This is a genomic window from Paenibacillus polymyxa M1 (assembly GCF_000237325.1).
Taxonomy (GTDB): domain Bacteria; phylum Bacillota; class Bacilli; order Paenibacillales; family Paenibacillaceae; genus Paenibacillus; species Paenibacillus polymyxa_C.
This window is the reverse complement of sequence record NC_017542.1, coordinates 2,105,430-2,124,124: the sequence shown is the minus strand read 5'-3', so window position 1 is coordinate 2,124,124 and position 18,695 is coordinate 2,105,430. Positions and strand designations below refer to the sequence as shown.

At 45.7% G+C, this 18,695-nt stretch carries 19 protein-coding genes; 7 read left to right on the top strand and 12 right to left on the bottom strand.

The window, feature by feature from the left end; translation table 11 throughout:
* The first annotated feature begins 117 nt into the window (after positions 1-117).
* Positions 118-1,353: a nucleotidyltransferase gene (locus tag PPM_RS09640; RefSeq protein ID WP_013370631.1), complete on the top strand. Its 1,236-nt coding sequence runs from the start codon at positions 118-120 to the stop codon at positions 1,351-1,353.
* On the opposite strand, the gene PPM_RS09635 is transcribed toward PPM_RS09640, so the two are convergent.
* Entirely contained in the window at positions 1,343-2,374 is a 1,032-nt protein-coding gene (locus PPM_RS09635; protein WP_043885926.1) for a SepM family pheromone-processing serine protease, read from the bottom strand. The genes PPM_RS09640 and PPM_RS09635 overlap by 11 nt on opposite strands.
* A 197-nt stretch (positions 2,375-2,571) precedes the next feature.
* Between PPM_RS09635 and PPM_RS09630 the strand changes: the two genes are divergently transcribed.
* Entirely contained in the window at positions 2,572-3,855 is a 1,284-nt protein-coding gene (locus PPM_RS09630; protein ID WP_013370629.1) for a nucleoside recognition protein, read from the top strand.
* Here the strand turns inward: PPM_RS09630 and coaD are convergent.
* From coaD to PPM_RS09595, 8 genes are all read right to left on the bottom strand, one after another.
* Positions 3,818-4,339 (bottom strand): pantetheine-phosphate adenylyltransferase, encoded by a 522-nt coding sequence (gene coaD / locus PPM_RS09625; RefSeq protein ID WP_013370628.1) that lies wholly within the window; start codon positions 4,337-4,339, stop codon positions 3,818-3,820. The two genes, PPM_RS09630 and coaD, sit on opposite strands and share 38 nt — an antisense overlap.
* On the bottom strand, positions 4,332-4,973 hold the full coding sequence (gene rsmD / locus PPM_RS09620) for a 16S rRNA (guanine(966)-N(2))-methyltransferase RsmD (RefSeq protein WP_014599656.1): 642 nt from the start codon (positions 4,971-4,973) through the stop codon (positions 4,332-4,334). Before rsmD ends, coaD begins: the two co-directional genes overlap by 8 nt.
* Positions 4,974-5,288: 315 nt before the next feature.
* The gene (locus PPM_RS28445) at positions 5,289-5,411 is read right to left on the bottom strand and encodes a cyclic lactone autoinducer peptide (protein ID WP_013370626.1); all 123 of its coding nucleotides are present in this window, start codon (positions 5,409-5,411) and stop codon (positions 5,289-5,291) included.
* A 5-nt stretch (positions 5,412-5,416) separates the two neighbouring features.
* Complete coding sequence (locus PPM_RS09615) at positions 5,417-5,932, bottom strand: accessory gene regulator ArgB-like protein (protein ID WP_013370625.1); 516 nt, start codon at positions 5,930-5,932, stop codon at positions 5,417-5,419.
* Complete coding sequence (locus PPM_RS09610) at positions 5,925-6,557, bottom strand: hypothetical protein (RefSeq protein ID WP_013370624.1); 633 nt, start codon at positions 6,555-6,557, stop codon at positions 5,925-5,927. Before PPM_RS09610 ends, PPM_RS09615 begins: the two co-directional genes overlap by 8 nt.
* A 215-nt stretch (positions 6,558-6,772) precedes the next feature.
* Positions 6,773-7,846: an acyltransferase family protein gene (locus PPM_RS09605; RefSeq protein ID WP_013370623.1), complete on the bottom strand. Its 1,074-nt coding sequence runs from the start codon at positions 7,844-7,846 to the stop codon at positions 6,773-6,775.
* A gap of 160 nt (positions 7,847-8,006) precedes the next feature.
* Positions 8,007-9,824 carry an APC family permease gene (locus tag PPM_RS09600; protein ID WP_013370622.1) on the bottom strand — a complete coding sequence of 606 codons (1,818 nt, stop codon included), beginning with the start codon at positions 9,822-9,824 and terminating at the stop codon, positions 8,007-8,009.
* 193 nt (positions 9,825-10,017) lie between these two features.
* Positions 10,018-10,854, bottom strand: coding sequence for an AraC family transcriptional regulator (locus tag PPM_RS09595; protein WP_013370621.1), 837 nt, complete (start codon positions 10,852-10,854; stop codon positions 10,018-10,020).
* A gap of 137 nt (positions 10,855-10,991) precedes the next feature.
* Here PPM_RS09595 and PPM_RS09590 point away from each other — a divergent pair, with 137 nt between their 5' ends.
* The 3 genes from PPM_RS09590 to PPM_RS09580 all read left to right on the top strand — a co-directional run bounded on the left by PPM_RS09590 (position 10,992) and on the right by PPM_RS09580 (position 15,151).
* On the top strand, positions 10,992-13,019 hold the full coding sequence (locus PPM_RS09590) for a beta-galactosidase (protein ID WP_013370620.1): 2,028 nt from the start codon (positions 10,992-10,994) through the stop codon (positions 13,017-13,019).
* 68 nt (positions 13,020-13,087) lie between these two features.
* Positions 13,088-14,314, top strand: a complete 1,227-nt coding sequence (locus PPM_RS09585; protein ID WP_013370619.1) for an MFS transporter — start codon at positions 13,088-13,090, stop codon at positions 14,312-14,314.
* Positions 14,315-14,524: 210 nt separating this feature from the next.
* Positions 14,525-15,151 carry a BclA C-terminal domain-containing protein gene (locus PPM_RS09580; RefSeq protein ID WP_013370618.1) on the top strand — a complete coding sequence of 209 codons (627 nt, stop codon included), beginning with the start codon at positions 14,525-14,527 and terminating at the stop codon, positions 15,149-15,151.
* A gap of 74 nt (positions 15,152-15,225) precedes the next feature.
* Here the strand turns inward: PPM_RS09580 and PPM_RS09575 are convergent, their stop codons facing one another.
* Entirely contained in the window at positions 15,226-16,056 is an 831-nt protein-coding gene (locus PPM_RS09575; protein ID WP_013370617.1) for a DegV family protein, read from the bottom strand.
* Between the two features lie 431 nt (positions 16,057-16,487).
* Between PPM_RS09575 and PPM_RS09570 the strand changes: the two genes are divergently transcribed.
* Positions 16,488-17,009, top strand: coding sequence for a hypothetical protein (locus PPM_RS09570; protein WP_013370616.1), 522 nt, complete (start codon positions 16,488-16,490; stop codon positions 17,007-17,009).
* A gap of 88 nt (positions 17,010-17,097) precedes the next feature.
* On the opposite strand, the gene PPM_RS09565 is transcribed toward PPM_RS09570, so the two are convergent.
* Both PPM_RS09565 and PPM_RS09560 read right to left on the bottom strand, forming a co-directional pair.
* Positions 17,098-17,679, bottom strand: coding sequence for an NAD(P)H-dependent oxidoreductase (locus tag PPM_RS09565; RefSeq protein ID WP_014599653.1), 582 nt, complete (start codon positions 17,677-17,679; stop codon positions 17,098-17,100).
* Between the two features lie 74 nt (positions 17,680-17,753).
* On the bottom strand, positions 17,754-18,176 hold the full coding sequence (locus tag PPM_RS09560; protein ID WP_014599652.1) for a MarR family winged helix-turn-helix transcriptional regulator: 423 nt from the start codon (positions 18,174-18,176) through the stop codon (positions 17,754-17,756).
* A gap of 137 nt (positions 18,177-18,313) precedes the next feature.
* Here PPM_RS09560 and PPM_RS09555 point away from each other — a divergent pair, with 137 nt between their 5' ends.
* Positions 18,314-18,607 carry a MazG-like family protein gene (locus PPM_RS09555; RefSeq protein ID WP_013370613.1) on the top strand — a complete coding sequence of 98 codons (294 nt, stop codon included), beginning with the start codon at positions 18,314-18,316 and terminating at the stop codon, positions 18,605-18,607.
* The last annotated feature ends 88 nt before the right edge of the window (positions 18,608-18,695 follow it).

Sequence of the window (18,695 nt, the reverse complement as noted above, 5' to 3'; positions counted from 1 at the left end):
TGTTGAAGTGCATGATGAAATACCAGATAGCTGCCCTGAAAACATGCATTCGCTGGTAGTAAACCACTCAAAATAGTTATCAAATAAGCTACTAAAGAAAGGAGCCGACATACAGTTTTGAAAACACTCGGTATCATTGTAGAGTATAATCCCCTGCATAACGGACATGTCCATCACTGGAAGGAGTCTCTTCGTATCACTGGTGCACAGCGCACGGTGGCTGTGATGAGTGGTCCCTTCCTTCAACGAGGCGAACCCGCGATTACAGACAAATGGTCGCGCACCGAAATGGCACTCGCCATGGGCGTAGACCTGGTTCTGGAGCTGCCTGTAGCCTATGCTGTCCAGCCCGCAGAATGGTTTGCCCGCGGCGCGGTGACCTTGCTGTGCGCGACGGGCATCGTCGACGCGCTCTGCTTCGGCAGCGAGAGCGGAGACATCGCCCCGCTGCACACGCTGGCCCGTGTGCTGGCGGCAGAGCCGGCCGAACTCAAGGCCGGCATCGCCCAGCGCCTGAGCAAGGGCGCGAGCTATCCCGCCGCCTACGCGGGAGCCGCAGCCGCGCTGGCGGCCGAAGGAGCGGACGGCGCTGCGCTCGCCGCTCTTATGCAGCAGCCCAACAATACGCTGGGGCTGCATTACTTGATTGCGCTGGAACGACTGGGCAGCACGATCAAGCCCTTCACGGTAGCCCGCACGGGATCGGGCTACCACGAAGCCGTGGCTCCTGAGGACGGAGTCATCGCCAGCGCCACGGCCATCCGCCGTCTATTGCTGGACGGCGGGCCGGAGGCCGCATCGCCGTACGTACCTGCGGCGACCCTGGAGATTTTACAGCGCGAGTGGCAAGAAGAACGCGCGCCGCTGCATTGGGAAGCGTTCTGCCAGCCACTGCTGAACGCCCTGATCACGCGGAGCCCGCAGCAGCTGGCGGAGCTGCACGAGGTCACCGAAGGACTGGAGCACCGTCTGCAGCAATCGCTGTACACGCTGCCCCAGCCCTCTGTGGAGGCTCTGTTTGCCGCTGTCAAGACAAAACGCTATACTCGTACGAAGCTTCAGCGAATGTGTACACATATTTTGCTGAATCATGCCAAAGCCGATATGACTCCCGCTGAGCTGGCGAAAGGTCCCGGCTATATCCGCGTGCTCGGCTTTAACAGGGCTGGACGCAAGCTGCTGGCGCAAATGAAAGACACAGCCGCCCTGCCAGTATGGGTCAAGCCGTCTGCCGGGTCACATGCCCATCTGGACTGGGATACTGCCGCCGCCGCCATACATGCAGCCGGGATGCCGCGTCCCGCCATCCGTCACATGTATGCTGATTACTTGCGGCCCCCCGTTATGGTTTAATAGGCAGCTTTTCCATATAATTCAGCGCATCGCCAAGCTTGCGAACCGGGACAAGCTTCATCTGGGTTCCGATTTGCTCTGCTTTGGCTTTAGCCTCTTTATAATTATCCGCCGGGACGAAAAACAATTCCGCGCCCTGACGTTCAGCAGCGACAATTTTATACTTGGCACCACCAATCGCTCCAACCTGACCGTCCTTATCAATAGTACCCGTACCGGCTACACGATATCCCTTACTTAAGTCACCTGGTGTCAGCTGGTTATAGATTTCCATAGTAAACATCAAACCTGCTGAAGGACCACCGACATCCGTGGATGTAAAATGAATCGTTTTACGTCCATCCTTCGGCTCTACCTTCTGTACCGTGGCAATACTGACACCAAACCCGGAACGTTCTTTTCCCGTCTCACTGTCCGTGATGGTTGTTAATGGAGCTTGCACTGCCAGCAACTTTCCATCGCGCTTTAGCTTCACTTTAGCCAACGTCCCCGGTTTCTCATCCTCCAAGGCCTTCCGAATGGAATGATTATCAGTTACCCTCGTACCGTTCAACTCTAATATTTCATCTCCGGGCTCAAACACGCTGTTTGGTCCCGGAACCTTAAATACATACACATAATCCGGCACAATGCGATAGGGAACATGAGCACGGGTATAGGCAGCCTCCATCGCGGAAGATTGGGAATCCCCCATATACCATACCTGCTCTGCTGCATATTCATCTTCACTTCTGCCATGCAGACGATCCTCTTTGCGCTGAATCTCCGAGTTGCTGTCCAGCTTGGACATAGCTAGCATGATGACATTGGCATATCTCGCCGATACCGTCGTCATCATAAAACTCCCCCGTTCGCTGCTATCCCCTTCCTGTACTTTAACCATCGGCTTGATCTCGTTTGCCCCACCTGGTCCATAGATCAGATAAGGGGTTGGCATATAAACCAGCACATAGACCATTGCAGCCAGTATTAAGACATAACCGGTTGTAAAAAAGGCTCTTTTCCGGTTAATTTGCATCATTGCTTCTCCCCCTTGCAGCCTAACTTCTCCTATCTTACCCAAGTGCCTTTGCACCACCTGTTCTCAAGCCTTCCAAAAAAGCATACATTGTTTACGACAACGTGTACGAGCAACCTCTACCCAGACAATGAACGTGAATAAACGCTGGAGACAGCATCCGACTCTCCTTAGTATATTTATGAGAGGTGAACTCTTTGATGCAAAAGGAAACCCGCCCTGCTCCTTATTGGACAACCTTGCTGCTTGGCCTCGGAGCCATTTTGCTTGTAGTGGCTATTGTCGCCTCACCAGAAGAAGTATTTCAAGCCTCTACCCAGGGGCTTAAGTTATGGTGGAGCATTATTTTCCCGGCCATGCTGCCCTTTTTGATGCTATCTGAAATGCTCATCGCCTTTGGTCTGGTACATGGTCTAGGTGTTCTGCTGGAGCCGTTCATGCGATTTTGGTTTCGGCTGCCGGGACGAAGCGGCTGGGTGTTGGCCCTCGGCCTAACTGCGGGATTCCCGGCTGCTGCGGAAGCGGTACGCCAATGGGCACAGCAGGAGGATATGACCCCGCTTCAGCTTCGACGTCTGACCGCTATCGCTCATTTCTGCAATCCGATTACGATCCTGCTCGTCATTGGCACAGGACTGCTGCACAATGCTGCTGTAGGCGGGCTGTTACTTGCCGTTCACTGGATTTCTGGGCTGCTGGCAGGCTGGATCACAGCCAGATTACCTGAATCGTCCAGAAAATCGAAAAAACGGGAAACGCCAGCTGCCATCCGGCGCGCTTCTGTTTCCCGCACTACCACCTCTCTGATCCGATCCGCATGGGAAGCTACCCGCTCTGCCAAAGAACGGGACGGTCGCAGTTTTGGAAAACTGTTAGGCGAAACCGTATCCCATGCTGTACAGACGCTGATGGTGACAGGTGGATTCATTATTTTCTTTTCCGTACTGATTCGGCTGCTAACCCTATACTCAGGTCAAGTGACGCTTTCTATGGTGTGGCCTGCCTGGATGGAAATCCATCTGGGTTCCTATGAAATCAGCCGTCTGCCCAACGATCTCCGTACACAAGCAGCGCTGATCAGCGCTGTGTTAGGCTGGGGCGGCTTGTGCGGCTGGCTTCAAATTACCGCCGTCACCAGACCTTCCGACAAGGGCATCACCTTCACCTTATCACGAGTGCTCCATGGGATCATTGCTTTTGGACTGACCTTGGCGGCATGGACTCCGCTTAGCCACATTGTCAGTAATACAATTCCTGCTTACATCAGTCGCAGTTCTGTATCTTCTTTTTCGGAAAGTGTAAATGACTCTGGTGTACAATCTGTCATGGTCGGAGCCAGCAGTTTATTAACACAAATAGAAGGAACATCCATGTACCCCTGGCAACTGACCGTACTGTCCGTCGTACTTCTAAGTACGATTATACTTGCTCTGCTCGCCGTTTCCTTTATGACTTCATGGTGGAGCCACCGCGATTCGCGCTAACCTTTGCACGCAGTGCGTCTTCCACCTCTGGTGACACCAGATCTACGACCTTGCCATCAAAATGCGCAATTTCCTTCACCATACTGGAACTCAGATATGAATAAGCCGGATTGGTCATCATAAAGATCGTTTCCGCATCCGGGTTCAGCTTATGATTTGTAGAGGCCAATTGCAGCTCATATTCAAAATCGGTCACTGACCGGATTCCTCTGACAATAACCTGAGCCCCTTTTTGACGTACATAATTAGCTGTCAAATCACGAAAGCTGTCCACTTCAACGTTCGGAATATCGCGAGTTACCGTCCGCAGCAGCTCCATTCGCTCCTCAAGTGAAAACAGCGGATTTTTACTAATATTGTTAAGAACCGCGACAATCAGTAAATCAAACTGTCGGGCCGCTCTTTGAATAATATCCTGATGCCCCATCGTCACGGGATCAAAGGTTCCCGGATATACGGCAACACGTGGTTTGTGCTCAATCATGATGGTCCTCCCCGTCTGATTCGGTGATGCCGAATTTGCCCCCTTCGGCTTCTGTATGTTCTTCGGCGTCTGACAAAGCATCATCTGCAAAGTGATAAATGGATAACGCCGTTTCACCATAGACCGCTTTTCTAACTTGTTCAAACGGTCCGAAACTTATCGGATACTCATGTCCCGATTCATACTCCAGCACGATGATTGCACCTGAACGAAGCAAGTCCAACTCTGCCATGCGTCTCATCAATTCATCCCCGTGCTTGAGACGATAAGGCGGGTCCAGAAAAACAGCATCAAAAAGAGCTCCACGTTTTGCCAGCGCCTTGAGCGCTCGTCCGGCATCATTGCGGAACACTTCTGCCTTTCCTTCCAATCCAGTTTTTCGCAAATTTTCTTTAATGACATCAATGCTTTTGGATTCCATATCAATAAAAACTGCCTTGTCCATTCCCCGACTAAGCGCCTCTATCCCCAGGCCGCCACTGCCAGCAAACAAATCAAGCGCGACTCCTCCATCAAAATAAGGACCTATCATGCTAAATAGCGCTTCCTTGACCTTATCCGTGGTCGGTCGCGTCCCGGTGCCGGGAACTGCCTTTAACGGCCTTCCTTTGGCACTACCCGATACCACTCTCACGCTGAAACTCACCTATTTTCTATATGTGTTCATAACCATATAAAGATTATGACGTTATCGTACCACATGCACCGCCGTTTGAAAAACTTAGTGATGAAGCAGGTATAAAAAACCATCTCCTGGGCATCCTTAGGATATCGGCATTCAACCAATGTCGTAGACAACCGCGGAGAAGACTTACGTTTCCCCATAAGCTCTTCGTCCGGTTTCTCCTCTCCCATTCGGGCGCTCTTTCGTAGAGCGCCTGTTTTTTTGCATAAAAAGAAGCTGCTTTAAAGCAGCTTTATGTATTATTTTTTCTAATCTGCATTTCGCTTATTTCAGCAGTTCTTCAGGTGTATCCCCTTGATAAACATACACATAACTTGCCACCGATACAGCAAATGTCGCAAACATAGACAACGATGTGGCTAACCCGTATACTACTTTTTTCATCATTCCACTCACCTCCTTCCCCGAATCAATGTTAGGCTTTGAAGCAAAAAAGCAACAGCCACTACAGAAGAACCAATAACAAAATTTGTACATACAAGCAAGGAGGATAACAATCGCAAGAGGGGATAAAACCGGACTGGAATGCGCGACTGCTTTTCAATTCTGGACGGGGCAAAGCATAAAACAAGAATGAGCGCGATTCCGGTAAACAGGTTTGTCAACCCATTATTTAAGGAAATGCAAGATATGTATGTAAAAGCTACAGAGGTCACCAACACACATGCCATACCCGTTTTCAAGTGAATACCACCAGATACTTGGCGCAGCAAAGCAAAAGCAACGAGAATCGTTGCAGCTTCTACCATCCGCCCCGTGAAGAATGAGGCGAATAGTGTCAACAAGATGATCATAGACGCATTCAGAATGAGAGCAAGTGCGTATTTAAGCACTGGGACGGAGGCCGGATGATCAGGCACAATACGTTTAATCTGGTTAGCAAGTTTGAAGGCCATCGTTTCAATCATCTCGGTATTCCTTTCCGACTGCGTAGTAGATAAAAAATCCCGATACCAGTGCAAAAAATATCATACTCAACCATACTTCGCTATAGTAAAGCACAATAGAGGTTGAAATGAGAGACAGAATTATCAAGGTAATAACAATGCCATATTCCTCTTTGAACTTAAGCTTTTTGAAATTTGGGGAAAAGCCGATCTCTTTTCGATACAATATAAATGAAATAAGTAGTCCTGTTGCTGCGCTAACCACTTGTAACAGATAGCCCTTCAAGGACCCGTTCTGCAGCTCAGAAATCGGCAGGTTACCGAACATAGCCTTCAGGAGTACCGATTGAATAACGGCATATGCAAAATAACCGGTAACTGTCATAATACCTGACCAAACAATCGGGATCTTCACCACCGTAGCAAGTAAAAAAATAAAAAGCAGCATATTAATGACAGGTACCACATATGAAAGTGAAAATTCCTCTCGGAGCAAATAACTTTGCAGGTTCATAATCAGGTTTACAAAAATAGCCTGCCATAGATAGGGAGTCATTCTAACTTTAAAGATACTTAAAATTAGCGCAAAAACAGCTACTCCTTCCAGTGTAGAGAAAAATAAAAAGCCGAGTGGCTCCAAAAGCATACGTGCATCTCCTTTACAATTCCAACAAACCTCATCGGTGTATTCAAAAACTTGGATGTACATCGAATATAAAGGGCTGGGAGCTACTTTTCAAGGGGTCTTTTCAATAATTTCGTAGATTTATTCAAGCACTTCAACCAAATGTTATCTGATGCTGCTTCAAGTTGCAACTAGGCAACACTTTCTTTGACCGAATCTTCCTGCTTGCGTACAGATTATATACGTGATATAAGCTTTTTCCCCAATCGGATGCCAGGCTGTTCTATCCATATGTAGGTAAACCAGGAAAGTCCAGCGGTGATTAGCAACGTCATGATGAACATAAGTGTGAGGCTGACCAAAGGAGCAAACGGTAATTTAATCTGTATGATTAGCCCCAGGACCAGCATATGCGTCAAATACATGCTATAGCTGAGGCGGCCGATCCATGACCACACCTGATTAAGCAGCCACATCGGCTGCCAGTGATACAAAGCATACGCTCCCAGCAGCAACCCGACACCTAAGAGATAATCCGCCATACCTCCAAAAAACGCAAACAGCACAGTACCAAGCAGCAAGCCGCCACTGAGCGCGTCTACACTTTTCCAATGACGCTCGTCTTTCCAAATGAAAAACAACAATATACCCAGTCCAAAGACAGGCAACTGATTCGGAAACCATAAATACAAATAGTGCCCCCATAAAGAGTGATCACTAATTAGTGGATATTGAGCAAACACCGTATTTAGCCCAAAGCTTGCCACAAGCACCATCATGACAAACCAAGTCGCATGGCGAACCGATCGAATCAACTTAAATAAGAGAGGGATAAACAGATAAAACATGCATTCCACCGCAATGGACCATTCCACACCGATAATGCCGTTGATCCAATACGGATTGAGACCGTTCAAAAACAGAACATGGGCTGCAATATTAGTGGCAGTAACCCCCTCCTGATCCCCAAGCCAAAATCGTGGACCCGTCCCATTCACAGCTAAATAGATTCCTAGCATCACGTAATACAAGGGTGCAATCCGAAAAAAACGACGCAACAGGTAGGCCGCCAATCCTTCTCTCTTGTCACTCGAACGCCTGCTTAGGGATAAAAACAGCGTAAAAGCGCTGGCCATATAAAATAAAGCGACTCCTTTGGCTCCTATGCTCAAGCCTTTTTGCAACCAACCGTTTAATCCGTCCACATGCTGACTGACATGCACAAGTAACACTCCCATAATCGCCAGCGCCCTTAGCGTATCTACAAATTGCAACTTATCTTGTTCCATCTTCCCCTTGTCTTCGGGCATCGTATCCCTCCATAACAAATTCAAATGATACATTTTGTATCTATAATACACAAAATGTATCACCCAAGTAAATATCCCCATTATGTAAAAAAACACCCTCTGACCGCACCAAGATGCGGTCAAAAAGTGTTGATTTTATCATGCTATAATCAGCTGTTCTCTATTTGTTTAAATGAAAAGGTACGGTCGTTACGATGACATCTTTGTAGTTAATCAAATAGGCTCTCATCAGCAAACTGGTCTGATTATGCAGTATATTTTCCCACCAGTGTTTAGTGATAAATTGTGGAATGAGAACTGTAATATGATCCTCGTCTGCTTTTTTCCACTCTACTGTATCAATGAACTTGCGAAGCGGATTAATAATACTGCGATAACGCGATCTCAGCACTACTAAACGTATACCCACATCCCACTCTTCCCACTTCTGTTCCATTTTTTGAATCGCTTCATCGTCCACACCTACATATACGGCAACCACATTGTCCGACAGAGTTTTGGCATAGCTGATGGTATTCATGACGACTCGTGTAATGCCTGCCACCGGAATAATAATCGTGTTGCCTTTGACCATAGGTTTGTCCTTTGTGATATCAATGCGCAGCTGTTCAGCCGTATTTTTGTAATGCTTATTAATCTTCATAAAGAAATATAATACCAAAGGCAGGAAGATAAAGACTACCCATACCTGGCTAAACTTAGTAAAGATAAAGATAAGCGTAATTGACAGCGTGGTTAGCATCCCGACCGTATTAATAGCCAATTTGACGACCCAGCCAGCTGGTTTGAGCCGAATCCACCGAATCATCATACCAAGCTGTGACAAGGTAAACGGAATAAATACCCCTACGGCATAAAGCGGGATGAGGTTTTCTGTGTTGCCACCAAAAACGATGACCAGCAATGCCGAGAAGATACTCAGAAACAGGATGCCGTTAGAATAGCCGAGTCGATCTCCACGAACCATGAACATATGCGGCATGTATTTGTCTTTCGCGAGCATAAAAGCGAGCAACGGAAAAGCTGAATAAGCTGTGTTGGCCGCCAAAAACAAGATAAGTGCCGTCACGCCTTGAATGATGTAATACATCACACCGCGCCCAAAAGTAGCATTAGCAATTTGCGAAATCACTGTTTCTTGCGGATTAGGACGAACACCGTACCAATAAGCCAGCAAACTAATTCCGATAAACATACAGCCGAGAATCAAGCCCATCATCATCAATGTAGTTGCCGCATTTTTGGCAGCAGGCTTGCGGAAGTTCGGAATGGCATTTGAGACAGCTTCTACACCGGTTAGCGCCGAACAGCCCGAGCTAAATGCTTTTAGTAAGAGAAACAGACTGACGTTAGATACCGTAGCTCCAAATTGCGGCGCCGCCGCATGGGCTCCTCCTGCCAGATAGTGAATGATACCACTAATAATCAGAACAAAAATGGCAACAACAAATAAGTAAATCGGTATAGCCAGCACCGAGGCAGATTCCGTCACCCCGCGCAAGTTCATAATAGTCAAAAAGATAATCATCACTAAAGCAATTGCGATTCGATGATCATGTAACGATGGGAACGCCGATGTAATGGCATCTGTACCTGCCGATGAGCTAACAGCTACCGTTAGAATATAATCGACCAGCAGAGAGCCGCCTGCAATCAGACTCGGACTCTTTCCTAAATTGTCCTGTGCAACAATGTAGGCTCCCCCACCACCAGGATAGGAAAAAATGGTCTGTCTATACGATAGGATCAGAATGATAAGCAAACCCAATACCGCAATGGATATAGGGATAGAATACCATAGGGCAGCAAAGCCCGCTGTAATTAAAACCAGCAGAATCTGCTCCGTTCCGTAAGCTACAGAGGACAATGCATCTGAGGACAGAATGGCCAGTGCCTTGAGCTTATTCAGTTTCTCATCTTCAAGGGCCGTCGATTTTCGCGGACGACCGATTAATAACCTTTTGACTTTACTTAGCATTTCGTTGACTCCTTCTTTGGATGAGGGTTTTGCAAAAGAAATATGAATCGGATATTTATTATGTCACCTGCACATCAGATTGATGAAACAAATGAACTATTATTTTATACTCCCTCATCCAGAAAAAAACAATAAGGAATGCTCCCTAAAAAGAGCATTCCCGAGTAAGAAAGAGTATTTCGATAAAATACCCTTATGTATACAGTATTTTGAACCTTTCCGGCGTAATTCCTTCCGCCCGGCGGAAAGTTGCCACAAAATGACTGACATCCCGGAAGCCTACGCGCTCAGAAATCTCCTTTACCGTTAATTGCGGATACTCTGTCATCATCTCCTTAGCCTTCCGCAACCGAATTACAATCAGATAAGCATACGAAGTCACACCGAACGCTTGCTTAAACAATGTATTTAAATGACGAGCGCTGACATTCATCATAACGGCCATATCCCTTAAACCCACATCTGGGCTGGCATAATTTTGCTCCATAAAGGTCAGTACAGGGGTTAAACGTTCCACATTGTGAGATAAGGAAGGCATCGAGCTATGTTGTCCATGTTTACGCAGCAGAGTCAGAAAACGGTACATATTGGCCGAAGCATCTAATCCAGACAAATCACGTTCACTAACCATGGAGTGTAGCATGTTTTCCCCAAAGCTGTGCAGCTCGCTATCCGGGTCCCAATGGTACCCTCGCGTATGCTTCAATTCGAGTGCAGTCAATACAGCCGCGGCGATGGGTCCGTCAAATGTAATGTATAACGTTCGCCATACCTTGGTCGCCCGTCTGTATGCATGGGCTTCACCAGGCAGTAGCAGAACCCCGGACTGCTCACCCAAACGGAAGGTTCCCCCTTTATATGTAAACATCCCCTCACCTGACACCGTCTGAATCCAGTGAAAGCAAGGATAGCCCTCTGGACGGGAAACATCCTCCTGTCTGCTATTAAATCCGATACTTTCAATAAAAAGGGGTAAAGAGTGCTCACGAGTAGTCAGGAAAAATCGCAAATGATGGGGAGTCAAAATCATAATAAGCACCTCCGGCGTATGCGGTATCTATTTCTCATGTAGATCCATATTGTTATATACATGTTCATTTTATTATATTTAAAAGCATTTATTTGTATTATAAGATAGGATTATTCTTATATACAGAGGTGATTGGCATGATAAGCAGCAAACTTCCTAAAGTATTTTACGGTGGGGATTACAATCCTGAGCAATGGGATGAGGCCACGCATCAGGAGGATTTACGGATGTTCAGACAGGCAGGAATTGATATCGCCACACTCAACGTTTTCTCATGGGCTAAAATTCAGTCTGACGAAATCACATATCATTTTGAGTGGCTGGATCAGTTGATTGATAATCTTTATGAAAGCGATATCTTCGTTTGTCTAGCTACTAGTACGGCAGCGCATCCTGCTTGGATGGCTACCCGTTATCCCGACATTCTTCGGGTCGATGCTGACGGGCGTAAGCGAAAATTCGGAGGACGACATAACTCTTGTCCGAACAGTCCAACCTATCGAAAATACGCAGAGCAGATGGCTGACCGACTTGCAGAGCGATACAAAGACCATCCCGCAATCCTCGTGTGGCACGTATCCAATGAGTATGGCGGGGATTGCTATTGTGACAATTGTGCCGCAGCGTTCCGGGTATGGCTCAAACAAAAATACGAATCACTAGAAGAGCTAAACCGGGTGTGGAATACTTCCTTCTGGGGTCACACCTTCTATGATTGGGATGAAATTGTACCTCCAAATAATCTGAGTGAGCATTGGGGAGAAAATCACTCCACATTTCAGGGCATATCCCTTGATTATGCGCGCTTCAATTCAGACAGTATGCTGGATTGCTACCTGCTGGAATATAACGCGATTAAAAAACATATTCCCGATGCCGTGGTAACAACCAATCTGATGGGCTTTTTTAAGCAACTGGATTATTTTAAGTGGGCTAAGCACATGGATATAGTATCTTGGGACAGCTATCCCGGGGCTAATACCCCGATAAGCTATACGGCGATGGCGCACGACCTGATGCGCGGCTTGAAGGATGGGCAGCCCTTTATGCTGATGGAGCAAACACCGAGCCAACAGAATTGGCAGGCGTATAATTCACTTAAACGACCTGGCGTTATGCGTTTATGGAGTTATCAGGCTGTAGCACATGGCGCGGATACGGTCATGTTTTTCCAGCTTCGCCGCTCGATCGGTGCTTGCGAGAAATTCCACGGGGCCGTAATTGAGCATGCCGGGCATGAGAACACACGTGTATTTCGCGAGGTGGCACAGCTTGGCAATGAGCTCGGCGCTTTAGGCAACACGCTGCTTGACGCGACTGTTCATGCCAAAGTAGCTATTTTGTTTGATTGGGACAATTGGTGGGCTTTGGAAAAGTCAAGCGGCCCTTCTGTCGCCTTGAAATACTTGGATCAGGTGCATAAGTATTATGCTACCCTCTTCCGGCGTAACGTACAGGTAGACCTGATTTCTGTGGACACAGATTTCCAAAAATATGATCTCATTATCGCGCCTGTACTCTACATGGTCAAGCCGAGTACTGCTGAGAAACTGGAACAATTCACAGAGCGTGGCGGCACCTTCTTAACGACCTTTTTCAGTGGCATTGTAAATGAAAACGATCTGGTTACAACCGGAGGATATCCTGGTAAACTGCGTAATTTACTCGGGATCTGGGTGGAGGAAATTGATGCGCTTCTGCCTGAATCACACAACCGCATTATATTGAAAGAAAAAGTGGGCGTATTAGAAGGTGAATATAAGTGTGGGTTGCTCTGCGACTTGCTGCATAGCGAAGGAGCCGAGGTTCTGGCGGAATACGGCGATGATTTCTATCAGGGCATGCCAGTACTGACACGCAATCGCTTTGGTCAAGGTGAAGCGTGGTATGTCGCTACTGACCCTGAGGAACCTTTCCTTGATGGTCTGCTGGGCTACATTTGTGAGCAAAAAGGGATTTCATCCCTGCTGCGTGCTCCTGCGGGCATAGAAGCCACTATGCGGTCCAAAGATGGAAAGTCGTATCTATTTGTTCTGAACCATAATGCCCAGACACAGCAATATCATCTGGATGACCAAAAAGGAAAAGAGCTGATCAGCGGAAAATTCCTGGAAGGAGATATTTGTATTGAAGGCTATGGCTTTCAAGTGCTGGAGCTATCCTAATCAATTCAATCTGACTTATACCACTCACTTTACTGCATAAAGGTAATTTAGTACCAAAGGAGTTAATCATGAAACGACTACTATGGATCGGCAGCTTGTCTTATTTTTTAATTGGTCTAGCACATGTGGTTGTAGGCTCCCTACTGCCTGTGTTGCTAGAGCATTACGGTAGAACCTATACGGATGGCGGAAGCCTGATTTTCGCTCAATTTTCCGGCTTTCTGGCTGGAGTCCTACTGTCACCGTGGCTTGCCCGGACGTTCGGCAAACGCCGAAGTCTGGTATTTGCTCTACTTCTGCTGTGTGCGGCAGAAGTGCTGTATTCACTTCTGCCGCCCTGGGGCTGGCTATATGCCGTCGGGGCAGTAGCCGGATTTGGCTTTGGGATGGTAGAAGCACTCATTGGTACTATTGTTATTGGAGGTATTACTCAAGGAACGGGCGCGGCTATGAGCCGTCTGGAAGTCTTTTTCGGGATCGGCGCCTTGGCTATGCCCGCTATCGCTAGCCAATTCATTGCTCTAGGTTGGTGGCGACTGGCATTTCCCATCATCTCCTTGTTTGCAGCCGTAGCCACTATAGCTTGGCTGCGCGGGTCCTTCGGCACACTGGACGCTCTATTGGACGAACAGGAACGCCGAGGTGACTACCATAAGCGTTCCACTAATTCACTGGAGTCACCTACCGTAAAGGCTTCTATTAGCAGCCCTATAGGCAATTGGAAGCTACTTGCATTATTTATCGTTTTTTTCTTTATCTACGTAGGAACTGAGATGAGCCTGGCCAATTTCCTGCCCTCCATGTTTATCGAGCGACTCGGTCTCACACAAGCCGAAGCAGCACTCAGTGTCACCTGCTTTTGGTTGGCAATGGCCTTCGGACGGTTATTTACAGGCTACATTGCCGATCGATACGGCTACGGTGTCTTTGTCGCTCTGAGCTCACTGGCAGCGACCCTGCTGCTGTGTGTGTTCCCGTTGATCCAAGGCACTGCTGGTGCCTTTGTCCTTATCGTACTGCTGGGACTCGGCATGTCCGGCATCTTTTCCATCGCTCTTGTTTTTGCCAGCAAAATGATGCCAGGTACAGAAGAATCGACCACCAGCCTGCTTATCGGTGCAGGCGGAGTCGGAGGGGCCCTGCTGCCCTTATGGCTTGGAAACAGTATGGATCATGGAGGAGCAGTAGCTTCAGCTTGGTTACTGGCGGGATTTGCTTGTATCCTGTGCCTGCTTGGCGGTATCCTGTACGCCTTATATGTACGCAAAAAGCGGCTTCAAACCGCTTCATCATGATATTAACCTACTACTGGCACTCCAAGTGTATCCTTAGATGACAACCAAGGATACATTTGGAGGTGCTTTTTACATACTAGACGAATGTACCTTGTACAGAAGCCTGTTTTTAGTCAAAATAGATTGTTTCCTATGAAACACAGGACAGATATCCATGCCTCCTCTAGATGAATGGAGTACTATACAACAAACCATATGGAGGTGTTTGTATTGGGTCGTCCTGAATTGAACCGAAAAAAAGGCCGTAAAAAAGACGTTTTTGTCCGTGCCTGGTTTGATAAGCTAGAAAAAAAGTTTGAGGAAATGCCCCCCAAAAAAAGAGGCCGCTCAAAACGGAAATCGTTTGGTAAAGACATCATTGTCAAAAAGCAAGTTGTACATGTGAATATTAATCATGATGCTGAAGGGGATTCCAGAACCACAGGTGATTTAGCGCAGTTCGGTTACATTTATAATGTGAGGCCCCAACTCGTTTCGATTGAAGGGGAGGTCATTTTCGATACGAACGGCATACTTACACCTGGGATTGCTCACCTTCCAGGGACTACACAAATTGCTGTAGCCGATGCAGGGAAGTATGAAGTCCACTTTTCGGTGTCGGGTATAGAACCTAACCAATTCGCCATCTTTATTAATGGCGTACTGGCTGAGGGAACCGTGTACGGCTCAGGAGCCGGGACACAGCAGAACACCGGGCAAGCCGTCCTTGCTTTGGCATGCGGTGATGTCCTTACTCTGCGTAACCATAGCTCTACTGCTGCTGTTACCCTGCAAACACAGGCCGGAGGAACTCAAGCCAGCGTAAATGCCTCTGTCCTCATTAGAAAATTGGGATAGGCTTAGACTCATGCAAAGCCCCAATATACTAAAAAGGGTTTATCCATCACACGAGGATAAACCCTGAATACTTTTTAAAAGGCGATAATGATCCCTTTGTCATTGGCATACATTGAACTAATTCCCCTGGTGGGCACAATATGAATATCTTTAAATTGATAGCGGTTCTTCAAGGTATTCATTAACTTTTGTGCCAGTCCGGGATTATTGCAATGAGTAATAACGATGCTTTCTCCTTCGGTACTCCGACCACTTTTTTCAATGGTATCTGCCAACTTTTCAATGATTTGATTCTGACCACGGGCTTGAGTAAATAATGCGATGTTTCCGTCACCGTCTGAACCTAAAATAGGCCTGATATGCAAAAATGAAAGTATCTTTCCAGTAATTTTATTCATTCGTCCGTTCTTGACCAAATTATCCAAATTCTCTAACACAAAATAGGTTTTCATTTTGCTGATAAAGCTCTCCAAAGAAGAGATAATCTCGCTTTTATGATATCCTTCGTCAATCAGCTTGCGTAATTTTAGAGCTAACAAGAGTTGTCCAGCCGATGCGCTTTTCGAATCGAATACATGAACATCTGCCCCTTCTTCTTCCGCCATATCCTTTGCGACCAATGCACTGGAATACGAGCTGGACAGGTTGCTGGATAATGTAATGGCAAAAGAAGTATGCGCGCCTTGAAAGGCTTCCTTATATAGCATAGGTGACGGTGAAGCGGAACCAATCTTGGTTGTACAGGCTTTCATTTCTTCCATAAACTGAGGCAAGTCCAATGTATCATCATCTATGAAGCATTTTTCACCCAATGTCATGTTTAATGGAATCGTAGTTACTTGCATCTTTTCTTTAAGCTCTGTCGTTAAGTCGCAGCAACTATCTGCTATGATTTTATATCTCACCCAGTACACCCTCACATTATGTTATTTTTCACTAGAATCCGCATTCATCATATTCAAAGAAAGCTCAATTAACCACATCAGGCATTTCTATTTCTATTGCCACATCGCCTTTTTCCTTATTACCGTAAGCGCTGCCGTAATTCTTGTTCTGGATACATGCAGATGATCTCGGAGTAAGGGGAAATTAATTCCATTATCTCGACGTTAAACTAAATATGGATACTATGTACTATAAAGAATTGCCAACAATAATAACAATGAAATATTTGTGAATTATTATCCTTCCCCCTTCACCTATAGACATCTCTCAGGCCGAGAACAAAAAATTCTTTAATCTCATTCATTGACTCGTTACAATAAATAGTATATTCCAGTATTTGCGATAAAATAAACCATGCTAATCTCTGTGATAGTGAAGGAGTCTTCAAACTATGCTTAAGCTAATCCCCAAAAAAAGCTTCATTATATGTATTGTTATCCTGATCGCTTTAATGGCATATTTCACAAAAAATCTAAGGACGGAGATGTCGGTAAAATCAACGGATCTATCGGAATTGTCAATAAACAATATTCCACTAAGCAAGAATATTGCGGAGATTGATTTGACTGCTTATAAAAAGAACCCCGATTTTAACGATAAACACACAAAAGATGCCGATCACAGGTATTTTGAAAATTTCTTGATTGTCTATAGTTCTAGTGGAGAGATTATGAAACTGCAAACCTTGTCCGAGAGCGAATTTTCCAGCATCAGTGGCCACAAACTTCAGAAACTTGAGGATGTGAAAAATAAATTGGGCAACCATTTCGTGAATCAAAGCTACGACTCTGCCCAAAGCCTAAACGCCATAGTATATTATGACAAAATAAATCGTACGAAGGCTAGTTTTGTATATCCCCATAATAACAAGCAGGATCAGATCGTTGTCTGGACTATATTGGAAAAGTATTAGCATTTGTAAGATAAGGCCAACCCGTAAATGCTGGTTGACCTTATCGTTTAAAGAATGTCCTACGCTTTTGAACGAATATGAACTAACTTTACAGCACCGTTTTAACCGTGTCTTGTACTTGTTTCAACAATCCTTTGTAACCATCTTCATCAAGGTAGCCGATACTTCCAAGCAGCAAGTGACCGACCGATTCAATTCCAACAAAATCAAAAATACCCGTATCTGATGTGAGCTTCAATCCTGCGGTCATACCAATTTCATCGTAGATCGCGTTGGGCGTACCATGTGTATTCACGATAAACCCTTTTTTACCTGTAAGCAGCTTATTAATCCCTTCTGCACCAGCCGTATATGCAAAGCCGTAGGCAAATACACGATCAATATAACCTTTCAGGATCGCAGGAAGACCTGTCCACCAAATGGGTGAAATAAACGTAATCGTATCAGACTGCGAGATATATTCCTGCTCTACTTTGATATCAGCCGGCGTTTGTCCAGCTCTCATCGCAGCCGTATCCTCAGGTTTTAATACCGGTTGAAAATCAAGAGCGTACAGATCGCGTACAACGACTTCGTCACCTTTTTCCTTCAAGGTCGTTACAACCGTTTCCAGTATCGCGTGGTTAAAGCTTTCAGCGTTAGAGTGAGCATAGATGATAAGATGTTTCATTTTCATGACCTCCAGATATTTTATTGTTATTTTGGCATTTGTATAGATATCTATACATTTACTCAAAAAAAATTTTAAAACCTGTTTTTTATATGCTCCAACAGATATTCCAGTTGTTTTTTTTCCTCGTCTTTGAGACCACCATAAATAGTTTCTTTTAATTTATTAGAGATCGCCTCAAATATAGGCTCCAGCTCTTTCCCCTTTTCGGTAAGATAGATCAGAGTAACTCGGCTATCCTCCCTTTCTTTTTTCCTTTCCACATACCCCAATTTTACTAGCTTGTCGATTAAAACAGTGACTGTGGGCTGTTGACGAGCAATTTTTTGCGTCAATTCCTTAATCGAAAGTCCATCCGTTTGATACAGGAACATCAGTATTCCACCATGGGTAGGTACGATTCCTTCAACTCCATAGGATTCGAGCTCAGATACAATTAATTTATTGATCGAGTCCCTAATGGTTCCTACAAGTGCAGCTGCATTATTTTTTAACATACAAGTATTATTACATAGACATCTATATATATCAAGTACTTAGTCAGTCTGATCTAATTTTAACGTATGAAATGCTTCAAAGAACTAGATCTAAGTCTGTTATAATAAGATTTTAAAAATAGTTAGGAGGTTGTTAAATGGAGCAGCTTTTAAAGAAAATCCAATACTTGAGCACCCACGAAAAGAAGACATTAGAGCAGATGGTTCTTAAACTATCCGAAGAAGTAGGAGAAACCTCTCAAGCCATGCTGTCTTATATGAATGCAAACGGAAGCGAATATAAGCAATTGAATATTTCCGATGTCAAAGAGGAATGTGCAGACGTGATTCTGGTTGCCCTTTCTTTATTTTATAAGCTAAGCAACAACGAGGGGGAGCTTCAGGAGTTCTTAAGTAAAAAAGTGGACAAATGGGAATCTGTAATGACTTAGGCCAAAAGGGCCGTTCCCGGTATTCTTGATCAGTTCCTGGGACAGCCCTCAAAGTATATAACAAAAATAACAAAAAATAATAACAGTA